The sequence below is a fragment of the Geoalkalibacter subterraneus genome, assembly GCF_000827125.1.
GTDB classification, from domain to species: domain Bacteria; phylum Desulfobacterota; class Desulfuromonadia; order Desulfuromonadales; family Geoalkalibacteraceae; genus Geoalkalibacter_A; species Geoalkalibacter_A subterraneus.
Genome location: NZ_CP010311.1, coordinates 2,147,539 through 2,163,834, shown reverse-complemented (window position 1 = coordinate 2,163,834; position 16,296 = coordinate 2,147,539). Strand labels below are relative to the sequence as shown.

Annotated in this window: 19 protein-coding genes; all 19 read left to right on the top strand. The window is 63.8% G+C overall.

Annotated elements, in window-relative coordinates:
- Positions 1-4 precede the first annotated feature (4 nt).
- The 19 genes from GSUB_RS09995 (at position 5) to GSUB_RS09915 (ending at position 16,286) form a co-directional block, all read left to right on the top strand.
- A complete protein-coding gene (locus GSUB_RS09995) occupies positions 5-1,288 on the top strand; it encodes a phage late control D family protein (protein WP_040200604.1) in 1,284 nt (427 codons plus the stop codon).
- Positions 1,281-1,655: a YcbK family protein gene (locus GSUB_RS09990; RefSeq protein WP_040200603.1), complete on the top strand. Its 375-nt coding sequence runs from the start codon at positions 1,281-1,283 to the stop codon at positions 1,653-1,655. The genes GSUB_RS09995 and GSUB_RS09990 overlap by 8 nt, the downstream gene beginning before the upstream one ends.
- Positions 1,652-2,071: a DUF1353 domain-containing protein gene (locus tag GSUB_RS09985; protein WP_040200602.1), complete on the top strand. Its 420-nt coding sequence runs from the start codon at positions 1,652-1,654 to the stop codon at positions 2,069-2,071. Before GSUB_RS09990 ends, GSUB_RS09985 begins: the two co-directional genes overlap by 4 nt.
- A complete protein-coding gene (locus GSUB_RS09980) occupies positions 2,064-3,113 on the top strand; it encodes a phage baseplate assembly protein V (RefSeq protein ID WP_011700611.1) in 1,050 nt (349 codons plus the stop codon). The genes GSUB_RS09985 and GSUB_RS09980 overlap by 8 nt, the downstream gene beginning before the upstream one ends.
- 12 nt (positions 3,114-3,125) lie before the next feature.
- Positions 3,126-3,500, top strand: coding sequence for a hypothetical protein (locus tag GSUB_RS09975; RefSeq protein WP_015721232.1), 375 nt, complete (start codon positions 3,126-3,128; stop codon positions 3,498-3,500).
- Positions 3,497-3,760 (top strand): PAAR domain-containing protein, encoded by a 264-nt coding sequence (locus tag GSUB_RS09970; protein ID WP_011366988.1) that lies wholly within the window; start codon positions 3,497-3,499, stop codon positions 3,758-3,760. The genes GSUB_RS09975 and GSUB_RS09970 overlap by 4 nt, the downstream gene beginning before the upstream one ends.
- A gap of 10 nt (positions 3,761-3,770) precedes the next feature.
- Positions 3,771-4,079: a hypothetical protein gene (locus GSUB_RS09965; protein WP_040200572.1), complete on the top strand. Its 309-nt coding sequence runs from the start codon at positions 3,771-3,773 to the stop codon at positions 4,077-4,079.
- Positions 4,076-5,086, top strand: coding sequence for a DUF2135 domain-containing protein (locus GSUB_RS09960; RefSeq protein ID WP_040200570.1), 1,011 nt, complete (start codon positions 4,076-4,078; stop codon positions 5,084-5,086). Before GSUB_RS09965 ends, GSUB_RS09960 begins: the two co-directional genes overlap by 4 nt.
- Before the next feature lie 11 nt (positions 5,087-5,097).
- Entirely contained in the window at positions 5,098-5,568 is a 471-nt protein-coding gene (locus GSUB_RS19645; RefSeq protein ID WP_200890137.1) for a hypothetical protein, read from the top strand.
- 63 nt (positions 5,569-5,631) lie between these two features.
- Entirely contained in the window at positions 5,632-5,988 is a 357-nt protein-coding gene (locus GSUB_RS19640; protein WP_200890136.1) for a hypothetical protein, read from the top strand.
- Positions 5,988-6,905 carry a GPW/gp25 family protein gene (locus GSUB_RS09950; protein WP_040200569.1) on the top strand — a complete coding sequence of 306 codons (918 nt, stop codon included), beginning with the start codon at positions 5,988-5,990 and terminating at the stop codon, positions 6,903-6,905. Before GSUB_RS19640 ends, GSUB_RS09950 begins: the two co-directional genes overlap by 1 nt.
- 99 nt (positions 6,906-7,004) lie before the next feature.
- On the top strand, positions 7,005-8,414 hold the full coding sequence (locus tag GSUB_RS09945; RefSeq protein WP_040200567.1) for a baseplate J/gp47 family protein: 1,410 nt from the start codon (positions 7,005-7,007) through the stop codon (positions 8,412-8,414).
- Positions 8,414-9,988, top strand: a complete 1,575-nt coding sequence (locus GSUB_RS09940) for a phage tail protein (protein WP_040200566.1) — start codon at positions 8,414-8,416, stop codon at positions 9,986-9,988. The genes GSUB_RS09945 and GSUB_RS09940 overlap by 1 nt, the downstream gene beginning before the upstream one ends.
- 10 nt (positions 9,989-9,998) lie before the next feature.
- The gene (locus GSUB_RS09935; protein ID WP_040200565.1) at positions 9,999-10,592 is read left to right on the top strand and encodes a hypothetical protein; all 594 of its coding nucleotides are present in this window, start codon (positions 9,999-10,001) and stop codon (positions 10,590-10,592) included.
- A gap of 10 nt (positions 10,593-10,602) precedes the next feature.
- Positions 10,603-11,592 carry a hypothetical protein gene (locus GSUB_RS09930; protein WP_040200564.1) on the top strand — a complete coding sequence of 330 codons (990 nt, stop codon included), beginning with the start codon at positions 10,603-10,605 and terminating at the stop codon, positions 11,590-11,592.
- 4 nt (positions 11,593-11,596) lie between these two features.
- On the top strand, positions 11,597-11,728 hold the full coding sequence (locus GSUB_RS19885; RefSeq protein ID WP_268747551.1) for a hypothetical protein: 132 nt from the start codon (positions 11,597-11,599) through the stop codon (positions 11,726-11,728).
- Positions 11,715-12,176 (top strand): hypothetical protein, encoded by a 462-nt coding sequence (locus tag GSUB_RS09925; protein ID WP_040200563.1) that lies wholly within the window; start codon positions 11,715-11,717, stop codon positions 12,174-12,176. The genes GSUB_RS19885 and GSUB_RS09925 overlap by 14 nt, the downstream gene beginning before the upstream one ends.
- 12 nt (positions 12,177-12,188) lie before the next feature.
- A complete protein-coding gene (locus GSUB_RS09920; RefSeq protein WP_040200561.1) occupies positions 12,189-12,722 on the top strand; it encodes a BW3TFN family phage tail fiber component in 534 nt (177 codons plus the stop codon).
- A 15-nt stretch (positions 12,723-12,737) separates the two neighbouring features.
- Positions 12,738-16,286: a DUF4815 domain-containing protein gene (locus GSUB_RS09915; protein WP_040200560.1), complete on the top strand. Its 3,549-nt coding sequence runs from the start codon at positions 12,738-12,740 to the stop codon at positions 16,284-16,286.
- The last annotated feature ends 10 nt before the right edge of the window (positions 16,287-16,296 follow it).

Here is a 16,296-nt window from a genome sequence, read left to right as displayed (position 1 = left end):
ACGCATGGATCTGGATACCTTCAAGCCGACATTTCTGATTCAGATCGAGGGGCAAGACCTCTCGAAGGACATCACCCAGGAGATCACTTCGTTCGTCTTCACCGACAACGAGGAGGAGCTGGATGTTCTCGAGCTGTCGGTGACCGACCGCAACCTGCAGTTCGTCGACGATCCGCTGTTCCAGGAAGGCAACGAGATCGTGGCCCGCTTCGGCTACGTGGGGAACCTCTCTCCGCGCAAGAAGGCGGTTATCAAGGACATCGATTACGACTTCCCGGAAAACGGCGATCCAACCATACGCATCAAGGCCTACGACAAGGGCTTCAAACTCGCGGGCAAGGAGAACCAGAAAGTCTGGCAGAAACCCGCTCCCGGCATCCTCTATTCGGAAATCGCCGAACAGATCGCCGCTGCCAACGGCCTCACCCCGGTGGTCACGGCCACCAAGGGAACCCATCTCCGCGTCACCCAAAGCAACATCTCGGACGCCCAGTTCCTCAAGGAGCTGGCGGAAAAGGCCCGTGACCGCGATGGCGAGGGCGTGAGCGGCTATGTCTTCTACATCCAGGACGACGAACTCCATTTCCATCCCCGCGAGCTCGACCAGACGCCGCTTCTGACCCTCGAATATTTTACCGACACCAAGGGCCTGCTGCGCTCGTTCCGCCCCAGCACCCAATCCCAGGGAGCCAAGGGCGCGGGTGTCGAGACCAAGACGGTCGGCGTCGACCCGCGCAAGAAGGACGTGGTCGAGCACAAGGCCAACAACGCCACCACCCCCGAGCGGACGGCCTTGGGCAAGCAGACTTATCTGGTCGACGGCAACACCGGCGAAGGCAGCTTCAAGGAACAGGAGACGGGGCAGATCGTGCCGAGCTTCGACCGTTCCGAAGGCTTTCATGAAGAGCCGCGCCAGGAGCCCGCCCAGGACAGCGCCGAAGGCAAATTCCGCGAGGCCGAGCTGCGCCAGGTCGAGGCGGATGCGGCCACCATCGGCATTCCCCAGCTACGCGCCAAGAAGAACGTCGAGATCAAGGGCGTGGGACGGAAGTTTTCCGGCATCTATTACTGCCACTCGGTGCGCCACAGCATCAGCGGCGCTGGCTATCTCTGCGAACTCAAACTCAAGAAGAACGCCCTCGGCAAGGGCGCGGGCGACAAGTCCGCCGAGTCCCAGGGCAAACCCAACGACAAGGAGGCCCCGCCCACGCCGCAAAACGAGCCGCCAGCCATGGTGACCATCGACGCGGATTCCGGCGCGGTCACACAAGGAGGCGGCAATGGGTGATCTCAGCAAGAATTTCAACCGTTCGGAATTCGCCTGCAAGGGCAAGAACTGCTGCGGCCATTCGGCTGCGGTCCATCCCGACCTGGTCGACGCCCTGCGGACGCTGCGCGACCGCATAGGCAAACCGCTGTCCATCACCAGCGGATTCCGCTGCAACCGGCACAACCAGGCGGTGGGCGGCGCGGAGCAGAGTTTCCACACGCTGGGCATGGCGGCCGACGTGAGCTGTCCCGCAGGCGTTTCGCCCGAGGAACTGGCGGTCATCGCCGAGGAGATCCCTCTCTTCCGCGAGGGCGGCATCGGCGTCTATGCCTCCTGGGTCCATCTCGACGTGCGCCAGTCGGGCAAGGCGAGGTGGCGGTCATGAGCGCCGAAACCAAGACCCTGTTTTCCGGCACCGCGCTGGGTCTCTCCGGACCGCTTCGGGTGGAGATCCTGCCCAATGGAATGACCGCGAGGCTGACCCAGCCGTTCCGTGTCCGCACCGGCGCTGGCCGCATCATCGAAGTGCCCGCCGGGTTCGAGACCGACTTCGCCTCGGTGCCGCGCCTGTTCTGGCGCGTGGTGCCGCCCTGGGGACGATATTCCCCGGCGGCCGTCGTTCACGACTACCTCTACCACACCGGCAAGGTCTCGCGGCTTGCTGCCGACAGCGTCTTTCTCGAACTGATGGCGGCCCTGGGCGTGCCTCTGTGGAAACGCCAGGTCATGTATTGGGCGGTTCGCCTGGGCGGATGGCTGGCCTGGAACGCCAGTCGAAAGCGGGAGACGGAGCATGCTTGAAACCCGCGACCGTCAATCCGAGGAGCGCTACCGCAACCGCTGGTACGGCAAGTACCGGGCCTTCGTGCGCGACAACAACGACCCCGAACGCCTCGGCCGGGTCCGTCTGGAAATCCCCGCCGTGCTCGGCAGCGGGCGGGAGAACTGGTCCGAATGGGCCGCGCCCTGTTTTCCCTACGGCGGCAACGACGACACCGGCATGTTCCTGGTCCCCGAGGAAGGGGCCTCGGTCTGGGCCGAGTTCGAGGGCGGCGTAGTCCAGTATCCGATCTGGACCGGGGTCTGGCTGGCCAAGAGCAATCCCGGCGAGCAACCCGAGGAGTCCAAGCGCACCTGCGCGAATGCCTTCTGCCATGACTGTGAGGACAAGGTCGAGCATCAGGCCAACCGGCACGACGATCTCGAACACAAGAAGTACCACGGCCATCCGCCGTATTACTGTCCGCGCCTGAAGGTCCTGCTCAAGACCGAAACCGGCCACACCATCCTGGCCGATGACCGCGACGGCGACGAACTGCTACGGATCATCGACCGCGCCGGTCAGATCCTCACCATGGAAGGGAAGGTGAAGCCGGAAATGCAGAGCGGCAACGCCCTGCGGCGAGGCACGAAGGACGCCGAGAAAGGTGACCAGCTCGACATCGCCTCGCAGATTGTCGGCTCCCGCGCCCGCATCCAGCTCACCGACCTCTGCCGCCAGCAGGTGATCCTCGAAGCCTGGCAGGACAAGGAGAAGGTCCACATCCTCTCGTGCGACAAGGGCCGCTCCCGCTGGCAGAAGATCCTCATCGACACCACCAAGGGCCGGGAAAAGGTTCACATCTGGGGACTCAACGGCACCCAGGAAATCCTCGTCGATTCCACCGCCGCCGCCGAACAGATCCGGCTCACCGACAAGGCCGGTCAGGTCGTGCGCATGAACGCCGCGCCCGGCCAGGAGAGCATCAGCGCCACCGACAAGTCCGGCAGTCTCGTGTTCATGGATGGGGTGGCCGGAAACATCATCATTCGCTCGACGAACACCGTCTTGATCAACACCTGAAGGAAGCATCGCATGGGAGAAAGAACAACAACGCCCTCCGGACTCTCGGCCAGCGAGGAATTGCTGGCCCGGACTTTCGATCATTGGCGGGAGGAATTCCGCAGCATTCTCGAAAGCCACCGCCGGGAAATCCAGGACCGACTCGAGAAGATCGAGCGTGAAATCGAGAAGAAATCGGACAAGGAAAACGTCGAGGTACTGGTCCGCTCGATCTATTCCGATCTGCACCGGCACGCCGAGGAGATCGACCGGCTGCACGCCCGGGTCGGCTCCAAGATGGGGACCGAGACCATGTGGAAGATCGTCGGCCTGGTGCTGACCATCGGCAGCACCATTGGCGGACTCGTCGGCTTTCTGATCCATCTGTTGCTGAAGGTGAACCCATGAGCTCCCAGGCGCGACTCGGCGACATCAGCAGTCACGGCGGCGTCATCATCACCGGGGCAAGCCGAACGCTGGACAACGGCATGCCGGTGGCCCGCATGGGGGACCTGCACGTCTGTCCCATCCCGGGGCATGGTGTGACGCCCATCGTGACCGGCAGCTTCGACACCATCACCGAAGGATTGCCCAACGCCCGCATCGGCGACATCACCGCCTGCGGAGCCATCATCGTCACTGGCAGTCCCGACACCATCGACAACTGAGGGGGACGCGATGAACAATCTCGAACAGCCGCCGGAACCGCACTACTGGGATGTTTTCCCGAAACTGATCCGGGTCTCGCGATCCCCATTCGTTCAGCGCATTCCGCTCTCGATCCGTGGTCTGCCCGAAGCGCCGGTGTTCGAATCGTCCAATCCCGACGTGGCCAGTGTCGATGAGGACGGCAATGTCGAATGCGGCTTCGTTCCCGGAGCGGCCATGATTCTGGTCTGGGATTCGCCCGAGCGGCTCAGCCTGCGGCACGTTCAGGTCGAGGTCTATGGCGGCGGCGTCTCCGCACCGGTGGAGGTCCCTTCATGACGGATGCCCCGGCAGCCTTCAGCCACTGGGAGGTACAGCCTCGCTCCATCCGCCTCTCCGCTGGCGAGTTCGAGCAACGGGTTCCGCTCTCCCTGCGCGGCGACGTGGACGCCCCGGTCTTTGCCTCCAGCAACCCGGAAGTCGCGGAGATCGGGCCGGACGGTGTCATTCGCTGCGGCTGGACCATCGGCAACGCCGTGCTCATGGTCTGGCGATCCTCGGCCCGGGACAGTCTCCGCCATGTTCTGGTGGAGGTCCGCGATCCGTCCTGGTTCGCCGACCACCCGGACTTTGCCAGTGGAGCCACGGTCTTCCTCAGCGGCATGGTGGTCAACGCCCTCAACACCAGCGGCGTCGGCAACGCGCTGATCGAATTCCGCCGCTCGGAAACCGGCCCGGCTGCGTACCAGACCTTCGCCAACGCCTATGGCGGGTTCGAGCTGTCCGTACCCGAGGGGTTCTATTACGTGGAGGTCACCGCGCCGGGATACATCGCCTGGCATGGCTGGGTGAATGCCGACCCCAACACCTCCGGCGACATCCAGATCGTTCTCTCGCCCGAGCTCGACGGCCAGGTAGCCCGCATCGTGTTGCAGTGGGGCCTGAATCCCCGGGACCTCGATTCCCATCTCACCGGACCGACGCCATCCGGCGGCAGGTTCCATGTGTTCTATTCCCACACCATCGAAAACGAGGCGGCGGAATTGGACGTGGACGACACCAGCTCCTATGGGCCGGAGACCATCACCATCCATCGGCTCATCCCCGGCGTCTACCGCTACGCGGTCCACGACTACACCAACCGCAACGCCAATCCGAGCACCGGCCTGGCGCAGTCCGGAGCATCGGTGAAGGTGTTCTTGAGCGATGGCCGTGAGCAGACCTTCACCGTTCCCAACGCCCCTGGCACGGTCTGGACCGTATTCGAAATCGACGGCGCGACCGGAACAGTGACGGCGGTCAACGCCATGAGCTATCAATCCCAACCCGCCAATGTCGGCATGTAATGGAGGTTGTCATGATTTCCGAAGAACCCGCCGAATTGCAGGCCACTATCGAGCAGACCGATTCCGGCGAACAACAGTATGTGCTGCGAGCGCTCTGCGATCACCTGTCCGGCATCCGTGAAGAGCTTTCCGGCATCCGCACGTTGCTGGAGGCCGGTCACGCCGCCTCGGAGGCGATGCGCGGCCAGGCCCAAGCCTATCTGGAGGCCCAGCAGTCCAGGACGCAGGAGTACCTGGGCCAGGTTCAGATCGAGCCGGAGCCCGATTTTTATCCCTTCGTCGAACTGCCTGCGGGCACCGAACCCCGGGATCTGCCGGACGGCAACCGGCTCTTCACCTTGCCCGACGGCATGATCCTGCGGACCACTGACGATCAGCGAATCTGCGTTATCGACGGAGGAGAACAGCAGGTCATCACCCCCGGACCCGGCACGGCCATCGAGGTCGCCCCGGGACGCCTTTACACCCTGGTCGAGTCCTAACTGCGTTCGACCCAGGAGGCAGCCGGTATCAGCGGACTGCCCGCAGGGATCGAGCCGACCGCCATGGGCGCGGAACGCTTCGCGGTGGTTCTGCCCGAGGGCATCCGCCTCGACGTCGATCACCGGGAGCGGTTCATCACCCTGATCAACCCGGCCGGACCTATCGACATCATCGGCATCGGCCGTATCGAGGGCATCGGCGAAACCATCGCTGTCCGTCTGCTCTCCGGCGGAGCCAAGGGATTCCGGTGCGGCCAGTCCAGCCACGGCGGGCTGATCGAGGCGGACGGAACCATCCACCTGGGTCTAAAAAATGGTCTGGATCTGGTGGTCCGGTTCCAGGGAGAAGCCATTGACGACGGCACTTCGGAAAATGGCTGCTCTGGACAGTGCGGCCTCGACTGCGAGGAGCGTGCCTGATGAGCTACGATTTCCTCGGCAAGGGGTTGCGTTACCCGTTCCGGTTTCAGTCGCTATCCGGCGGCACACAGGTCTCGACCGCCACCTCGCGGGAGCACGAGCATATCCGTGAAAGCATCCTGCAGATCCTCGGCACCCGAATCGGCGAACGGTTCATGAATCCGGAGTTCGGCTCCCGGCTGAAGGATCTGGTGTTCGAACAGAACGACGAGGTGCTCAAGGGCCTGCTGCGCCATTACGTAATCGACGCCATCAAGCGCTGGGAAAAGCGGGTGATCATCACGGAGGTGCGCTTCGACGACCGGCCGCTGAACATCGACGGCAACCTGCTGCTGGTGCATATCGCCTACCGGGTGATCCAGAGCCAGGTGGACGGCAACCTGGTCTATCCCTTCTACAGAGAAGACCCGAACAATCCCGCGCCCAGCTATCCCCAGCCGGAGCCCGAGCCGGAACCGCCGCCGGTGCGCAGCGTGCGCCTGTCGCCGGACGTGCGCTCGCTGTTCAATCTGCTCTGGTTCGACGCGGTCGAGATGAGCCCCGATCCGAACGACTTCTTGATCTGGCCAGCCGGGGAATACGAAGTCGCCTACATCGAGGGAGCCTATCAGGACCGCAACGGCAAGTGGATCGTCAGCGATCCAGGTGACAACCACGGCCATTACCTGACATTCGAGGGAGCGCCAGAAACGGAAGCGCCCCAGGCCGAGCACGCCCTCTATCTGGCCGCGAGCGGTCTGGGCTTCGACACCCAGAGTCAGGCGGAAGACAACGCCGCTGGCACCGTTCACCGGATCACCACCCTGGAGCCGGGCCGCATCGGTCTGTTCTATTTCGAGGGCAAAAAGGAATCCCACTACCTCAACAACACATCCGGGCAGCCCAATCCCGTCTGGCAACTGCGCGGCCCGCTCTGAGGCGTCCCGCCTCCGACACATCCAGGCCCCTTCCGGTAAGTAACCGGCGTGGCGAGAGCATCAGGCGCTCTCGCATAACCACCGAAAACCGGAGAGACCATGGGCCGCGCAAGCATCGGATACATCAACAAGGATTACGAATCGATCCGTCAGGAGCTGCTGGCGAAGATCCCGCAGCTCACCGACCGCTGGACCGATTTCAATCACTCCGATCTCGGCGTCGTCCTGCTCGATCTGTTCTGCGGCGTGGGCGACATGCTGGCCTATTACCTGGACGCCCAGGCGGCGGAGGCCTTTCTGCCCACGGCCCGCCAGCGCCAGAACGTCATCAACCTCTGCAAACTCATCGGCTACCGGCTGGATTCGCCGGTGGCCTCCACCACCACGCTGCGCTTCCGGCTCTCCGCCCCGCTTGGCAAGGATCTGACCATTCCGGCGGGGACAGCCTGCCGCGCCTTGCTGAGTGACGGCGAGGCGGATTTCGAGACGGTCGAGGACGGCTTGATCCCGCGAGGCGTACTCTCGGTAGACATCCCGACCCGTCAAGGCGTGCGCCGCACCGAGACCTTCACTTCGACGGGGCTGCCATTCCAGCGCATCCGCCTGACCGGCGACGTCATCGCCCAGGGCACCATCACCGTTACGGTGGGGGACGACGCCTGGAGCGAGGTCGATCACTTCCAGGACAGCCTGGCCGACAGCCGCCATTTCATGGCCGACCTGGACGCCCTCGACATCTCCACCCTGATTTTCGGCGACGGGCAAAGCGGCGCTGTACCCGCTCAGGGAAGCGCCATTGCCGTCAGCTATCTGCAGACCATCGGGGACCAGGGAAACCTCGGTCCGAACCGGATCACCCAACTGCTGAGCCCGATCTACCTTGACGGAGGCCAGGTTTCCCTGACCGTCACCAATCCTGTGCCTGCCACCGGCGGCGCTTCGCGGGAAGCCCTCGAACACGCCCGCCGACAGGCACCGGCGGAGCTGCGCAGTCTCTGGAAAGCCGTCACCCTGGAGGATTACCAGGCGCTCGCCGAAGGTTACCCCGGCGTCGCCAAGGCCAAGGTGCTCGACACCAATGCCTGTCAGAACATCCGCTATTACAACGTCCAACTGTCCATCGCCCCCAATGGCGGCGGAATGCCCTCGGCGCTGCTCAAGCGGGACCTCGCCGAGTTTCTCGAACGCCGCAAGGTCATCACGGTCGAGATTAACCTGTTCGACCCGATCTACCGCCCCGTTTCCATCGACGCCGAGGTCTACATCTGGCCCGGCGAACCGCTGGAAAACGTGCGCAGCCGCATCGAAGCCGCACTTTCCGATTTCTTTTCTTTCGACCAGGTCTCCTTCGGCCAGACCATTCACTTCTCCGACCTGGTCGCCCTGATCGACGGCGTGCGCGGCGTCAGCCACATGCATCTGTACGCGCCCCAGCAGGACATCGAGCTGCGCCACGGCGAAATCCCGGTTCTCGGCAGCGTCAACCTCGATCTGCGGAGGGCCGGTTGATGTCGGATTGGTTCAAGGACAATCTGCTCGGCCTGCTGCCGCCGCTTTACGAGCACAACGACGAGGCCGGTGACCTGCGCACCTTTCTGAGCCTTCCCGCCGGAACGTTCGACGAACTCAAGCAGGCCATCGACGACTTCCCGACCATTTTTGACGTCGACCACTGCGACGAACGCTTCCTGCCGCTGCTGGCGAGACTCGTCGGCCTCGAAGTGGACGGCACCTGTTCGCCGGACTGCCAGCGACGCCGCGTGCGGGAGGCGGTCGAAATCTATCGCCGCAAGGGCACCATTCCGGCCATCGAACGCGATTTTAACACACTCGGCTGGCAGGGGGAACTTCAGGAGACCTTCCGCTCGGCTCTGCGTCTCAATGCCCGTTCCAGACTCAGCAAAGCCAAGCTGCCCGGGCTGGTGTTCAGCCTCGGGGTGTTTCGCGTGCTGTGTCTCAACCAGACCGAGGGGCTGCGCGACGCCCTGGTGTTTCACCACCCGGCGGGCACGCGCTGTTTCTGGCTCCAGTTTCTGCTCGAATGGATCGAAGGCGGCGCGATGCTCGACTTCGGGCATGCCAACGCCGTGCGCCGGATCGTGCTGGCGTTTCTCGACGAGACCTTCGTCCTTGGCCACTCCTCGCTCGGTTCCTGCCGTCATTTGACTAACAAGCAGAAGGCCTGGGAGCTGCTGCAGCTCACCAGCACCACGGAGATGATCCCGGAGATCGACCGGGCCGCCGTGAAGGTCTCCCGTTTTCACGGCCGCCAGAACCGGATGCGCCTGAACCACAAGGCCCTCAACGACTGGCGACTGCCGTACACCCGCGTCGGCGAGGACCGGGTTTCCTTCTGCACACCCATCTACACCGGCCGCGATTTTGAAGGGGATGTGCTGGAAAGCGGCTTTGGGCTGGGCGAGAGCCATCTCAACCGCAAATCGCTGACCCATGGCGAGACCGAGCTGCGCTACTGCTTTCGGCAGAAGGACTTCTTTTTCGACACGCAGGCGGAACCGGTCGAGCGGGCGGAGGCCAAGTACGACCTGCGCCTGCCTCTGGAATCCCGGCATCGCCTCTGCTTCCAGCTTGGCCGCGCCAGGCTCAACGAAGGTCTCGATCTCACCGCCAACCAGGGCGGCATCAGCAATCTGCTGCTCGCCTCCACCGCTGGCTGCGACGCGGACGTCACCCTGGCCGTCGACCGGATCGACCGATGGCGGCGGAGAGGGCCTGTGTTCCGGCTCAACGCGAACACCCTGAACACCCGGTATCTGAGCAATGCGAATCTGACCGGCGAACGGGCTTCGCTTGAAGTCTATGTGGACACGGGCTCTCTCCAGCGCCATCGGGTCGAGACCATGAAGCTGGGCGCAAGCCCGCTCAACACCACCGGCCTGCGTCTCTCCGTGGACCGCACCCGCCCCATGCGCGTCAGCCGCATGCGCCTCAACCAGGCCGGATTCCGCTGGTCGCGGCCTTCCTACCGCTGGCTGTTCCGTCAGCAGGACCTGCACGCGCTGACGCAGGCCGGGTTCGAGGCCGCCGCCAACAACTATCGCGCCACCCAGTGGCCCACCTGAAGGAGAACCCATGGCGATACATCTCTATCTTGACGAAGCGCTGACCCAGCAGATTTCCGAGGGGGATTTCAGCCGTCCCGAGGCCGAGAGCTACAACGGCACCGACGGCGACATCAGGGATCGGCAACTCTACGTCGCCAACGAGCAGACGGGCCTCGCCTCGGCCATCGACGCGGCGCAGACCGCCATCCCCTTGGCAGAACCGCGCTTTGCCGACGGCGAACTCATCATCATCGACGGCGAGCAGATGCTCGTCGAAAGCGGCGGCGGCACAGTCAATCTCACCGTGCAACGGGGCGTGGCCAACACCGCTCCGGCCGCGCACGACGCCGGAACGACCGTCTATTCCGGTTACGACTACACCGGGCTGGTGCTCGATCCCATCGACGAAACCGGTACCGACGAATCGGTCTGGTACCGCCTGGCCCTGACCCAGGCCGGACTCGACACCGCCACCCAGGGCGCACCGCTCAATCTCGGCGACAAGGCATTTCAGCAGACGCTGTCCTTCTGGCGGCGCTGCACCGTGCTCCCGGGCACCCCGGTGCAAAACAAACTCGACATTAAGCTGCGCCTGACCGGCACGGAAAACCCGATTCTCTAAGGAGGCCGCCATGGCATACCACAGCATTCAAGGACTCGCCCACGGTCGGCTCGACCTGCTCAATCAACTGCGGACCTTTCTGGTGACCACCACCGGATGGACCCTGCACGACGACCAGTCGGCCGACCCACAGCCGTATTTCGTCTTCAAGTCTCACGGGGAATCCGGGGCCGAGGACGTCTATCTACAGTTCCGTATCAGCACCACCTCCGGGCGGATTCACGTCGCTGCATTCCAGTATTGGATTGCTGCCACCCACACCGGCGTCAACGAGGCTTCGCACACCAGTTACACATACCTGCGGGTGGAGGACAGCGCCGACTTCATCTTCTGGCTGTTCGCCGACCTGGACCACGTCTTCGTGGTCACCAAGCTCGTCTCCACCTACTACGGCCATTACAGCGGATTGCTGAAACGGTTCTGGTCCGGGGCCGTCGCGCTTACGCAGGCGGCGGTCACCGCCGGAAGCGGCGTGGTGCTTCAGGTCAACGACGCCACCGTGGTCACGCCCGGACAGGACTATGTGATCAAAGACGACGCGGGCATCGAACGCGTGCGGGTGAGCGCCACCGACACCGTCGCCACGCCGAACACCATCACCGTCGAAACCCTCGTTCGGGATTACGCCTCGGGGGCCAAGATCGGCGAGGACCCGCAGCCGGTCATCAACAGCTACTACAACGCGCCGGGCACATTTTACGCCGTGAACAAGTTCGACGGCTGGACCTCCGCGTCCGGGCAGCAGGGCCGCTGTGGCGCGGCTCACGGCGGTCTCCAGGGCGAAACCGATCCGGAGATGCGCTACGGCACCACCATCCTTTTTCCCTGGCTCGCCTCGATGTCCGGCTCCGCCGTCTACCAGGAACTGCGCGGCGAACTCATCGAGATCTTCGCCGTGGGCGGCGGCAATGTCGCCTCGGAAGACGCCATTCAAATCGGAACGGACAGCTACCGCGTGTTCAACCTGACCACCGGCGGCTGGTGCGCGGTGAAGGAGTAATGCCATGGCAACTCGAAACGGAAAGCTCAAAACCGTCACTACGATCACCGGCCAGCGTCGTCCGGAAACGCTTGTGCCCATGAACCGTGGCCAGGCGCTCAAACTCAGCGGGAGGATTCGCCGTGGCCGTGCATAAGGGACAACTGGCATCCATTACCACCCGCCGAGGCATCCGGCGGCCGGATCTGCTCGCCATCGGCGCGGCGCAACCCGGAGCGCTTTTCGAGCTGTTTTCCGGGGCACCGGCCAGGCGCACGGTGATGGTCCGGGCCGACAGCGCGGTGCGGGTCGCCCATCGGCTCGAACGTCGATCCGACCTCGCGCTTCGCGTGAACAACCGCCTGAACCGGAGCGCTGACCTGTGGCTCGTCGTCCATGGTCGACTGGGCGTCGATGCCGACACGGCGGTGCGGGTGACGCGCCCCTGGCTGCGGAGCATCGATACCAGCGTCCGGACATCCGGTACACGCATCAGCCGATCCGACACCGTTCAGCGCATCGCGATCCCGGCCAGGCTGCTGGCCGACACGCGCCAGATCCTGTTCGCGGTGCTCATCGATCAAGACCACGAAATTCAGACCTAAAGGAGAACAGCAATGGCACTGGGACTCATCGTCAAAACCGGCCGGATACTGACGGCCAAACTCCTCCTCGGCCAGGCCGTGGACGGCATCACCCACTGCGCCATCGGCGACGGGGATGCCAGCTTCACCGACCCGCAGAATCCGCCCGCGCCGGATCTCGGCCAGACCGGGCTCAGAAACGAACGCGCCCGCAAGCGCTACTACAAGCGGACCTTCCTCAAGGAGGACGCCGAAGGGGCGCTCCTGGTGAACGGCGTGCGCTACCTGGAAACCGGCGAGGAGACCAACACCATCGGCATCTTCTTCCGCTTCGACGAGGCCGAGGCCAACGGCATCACCATCCGCGAATACGGCTTCTTCGGCGGCAATGTGCAGTACGTGCAAAGCGTCACCGGGGATCTCGCCATAGGCGGCGTGTTCCATCAGGACACCAATCCGACCGGCGAGGTGCTGCGCCCGGGCTACCTGTACGAGGTGAAGAACATTCCCGACTTCAACAAGATTTCCGACACCCGCGTGGAGCTGGTCGGGATCATCAAGATCTAACTGGAGGATTCAAACATGAGCATCTCACGCGAGACATTCGACCCGACCAAGAACTACAAGCGCATCCGCTACCATCAGGATCGCGACCTGCTGGATTCCGAACTCAACGAGCAGCAGGACATCATCAACCTGGAGCGGCGCAAGATCGCCGACATCCTGTTCAAGGAAGGCTCCATCATCATGGGCCTCGAGGTCAGCGCGGCCGCCAACGTCCTGACCATGGCCCCGGGCGTGGTCTACATCGACGGCCATCTGGAACAGGTGAGCGGCGCGACCCTGACCTATGATCCGGCCACCACCAGCGGGGCCGATTACGTCTATGTGGAGCTGCTGAAGTACAACTACGGCTACACCCAGGACCCGGCCCTGATCAATCCGGCCACCGGCGAGCCCACCGCCGAACGGGAAAAATGGGTTCTTTCTCTCAAGGCGACAGACACCAGCGGCCAGACGCTGCCCAACAACGTGGCCGAGCGCCGGGTGATCCCGATCTACAAGTTCGACCGGGAGAGCGGCGATGTCACGCCCACGGTGCAGGAGAAGTCCAACCTCTACCTGCGGGATCTGCTGGGCACGCTGCCGGGCAGCCGGATCACCGTCTCCTCGATCACCGAGGACCAGCTCTCCTTCGCCGCCGCCGAAGGGCTCAATTCCCTGATTCAGAATCTGGCCGAGCGCACCTTCGACCAGGCCGGAAGCTATCTGGTGCGGGGCTTCGACACCTTCATCGGCGGCGTCGACGACGACAGCGTGGAGGCGATCACCAACGCCGGACGCGCCTACATCCAGGGCTTCCGGCATCAGCGCGATCTGCCCACTTCGACCCTGGTGCCCAAATCCATCGCCACCAAGTCGGTGCGCGGGGAGCAGAAGACCTTCGACATCAACAAGCACCGCTATCCGGTCAACTCCACGCCGCTCAAGGAGACGACCCAGGTGGAGGCCATCGTCGAGATTACCCGCAACGTCACTCGCGGCTCGGTGGGCGGCGGCGAAGACCTGCTCGACCCCAATCCCGTGGTGGACATCCTCGAGGTCAGCCAAGGGGCGACCATCTTCCAGGAGGGCGTGGACTGGCAACAGTCGGGCAACCATGTCGACTGGCTCGGCTCCGGCAACGAACCGGCCATCGGCACCACCTACACGGTGCGCTGGACCTACACCAAGCAGATGGTCAAGGGCACCGACTACGTGGACAGCGGCTGGTTCGGGCAGGCCAACCATCCGGCGGCCGGAAACTACTTCTATCTGGTGACTGCCTACAACGCCACCGGCGAGACGGCCTTCAACGCCGCTGCGGTCATCGCCCGGGCAACCGCCGCCGGGGAGATGAACAAGCTCTCCTGGCTGCCGGTCAGCGGCGCGACTGGCTATCGCGTCTACCGGGCCGCCACCAACGGCGCACGCACCGACTACAAGCGCCTGATGGAACTGGGCAGCGAGGCGCTATCCTACGTCGACGACGGCGTCGAGGAGATCGGCACCGTTTCGCCTCCGGCCACCAACACCGCCGGGCTCACCATGTCGCCAGTGCAGCTCGAGCTGGGTAACCTCAACGTGATCAATTTCGGGCGCGGCAGCCTCGGCGATCAGCCGGTGAACGGCTCCAACTGCAGCCTGGACTACGACTATTACCTCGGCCGCCGCGACATCGTTTACGCCACCACCACCGAGATCAAACGGCTGGAAGGGGCTCCGGCGGATTTTCCGAAGCTGCCCATCGTGCCGGAAAACGCCCTGGGGCTGTGCAGCATCGACTGCCCGCCCAACTCCACCGACATGGAGATCCGCAACTTCGGCCTGACCCGCATCACCATGGACCAGATCCACGACATCATCCAAGACGTCGAGGACCTGAAGTACAACGACGCCCAGTACCAGATGAACAACGAGCTGCAGAACCGGGACGCCCAGACCAAGAAAGGCATCTACTCGGACGACTTCTCGAACACCGCCCAGTCAGACATCTACCACGCCGAATGGGACGCCCGAGTCAACGAGATCGCCCGTTTCGTCGCGCCGGACCGCATTCCTCACTCCACGGTGCTCTCGGTCGATCAGGCGGGCAGCAACGCGAGCTTCTTCGGCAGCCTGGCACTGCTGCCGGGCAACGAGACCGTGCTGGTGGAACAGAACGACTGGTCCGAGGAGCGGAACATCAACCCCTACGCCGTGTTCGACAAGCCCCCGGCCATGCTGCAGATCACGCCCAACCTCGGGCGGCGCGGCCAGACCGGCATCGCCGTCACCGGCATCAACTTCACCCCGAGCAAATCCGGCATCGTACTGCGCTGCGACGGCCAGGTGATGGCCAGCAACCTGATCAGCGACGAGGCCGGTCGGGTCAGCGCCTCCTTCACCATCCCGACCAACGCCCGCAACGGCAACCGCATCGTGGAGATGGCCGACGGCGTCTACTCGGCCCGGGCCAGCCTGCAGATCAACGATCCGCTGGTCATCACCCGCATCGAGCGCATCATCGAGAACCGCATCATCCGCGTGCCCGTGGTGCAGGTGGTCTGGCGCACCCAGACCATCTTCGTGCCCCGCGATCCGCTGGCCCAGACTTTCAGCTTCACCCAAAACCAGGTGATTTCCAGCATCGGACTGCAGTTCACCGCCAGGGACCCGAGCATTCCGGTCACGGTGCAGATTCGCGGCGTCACCACCGGTCTGCCCAACGGCGTGGTGTTCGCCGAGAAAGTGCTGGCCCCGAACGAGATCAGCCTGAGCGGCGAGACCCGCATTCGCTTCGACGACCCGTTCTACGCCGAGGCCAACACCAGCTATTCCGTGGTGCTGCTGACCAACAGCACCAATTACAAGGTGCGCACCGCCACCCTGGGCAAGATGGGCCGCTGGGGCATCATCACCCGGCAGACCTATATGGAAGGCGTGCTGCTGGAGAGCTCCAACGCCGAGACCTGGACGCCGCTCAACGGCTCCGACCTGGCGATGAAGATCTACGGCTACAACTTCCAGTCCGAGGGGATGATTCGCTTTCAGCCGATCACCGGCGTGCAGTTCTCCGACATCAACCTCGACGAATACTCGGCCATCCCCCAGGGTACCGGTCTCGACTGGGAATACTCCACCGACGGCGGCGTGACCTGGGACGCCATGGTTCCCGCCGAGGAGGAACGGCTGCCCAACCTCGCCACCCGGGTCCAGATCCGCGTGCGCCTGAGCAGCTCGCTTGCCAACGACACTCCGGCCATCAACTTTCGCGACGTCAACCTGGTGGGCTACCTCAACAAGACCACCGGGGCCTACCTGACCCGCGAGAACGAGCTGACCCAGGGTGTGGAATCGACCAAAGCCTATGTGCAGATGCAGATCCCCAGTGGCACCACCCTGCAATGGTTCGCCAGCAACGACGGCGGCCTGACCTGGGAGGCGATGACCATCCAGGACACCCGGCCCATCGACGAGAACTGGACCGAGTACACCCTGGTGCGCACCTTCACCGACAACACCGGCAACAAGGTGCGCTACAAAGCCGAGATGACCGGCACGCCGCTGATCTACCCGCGCATCCATTCGCTGGGCGCGACCCTGAGCTAAGGAGGCACGG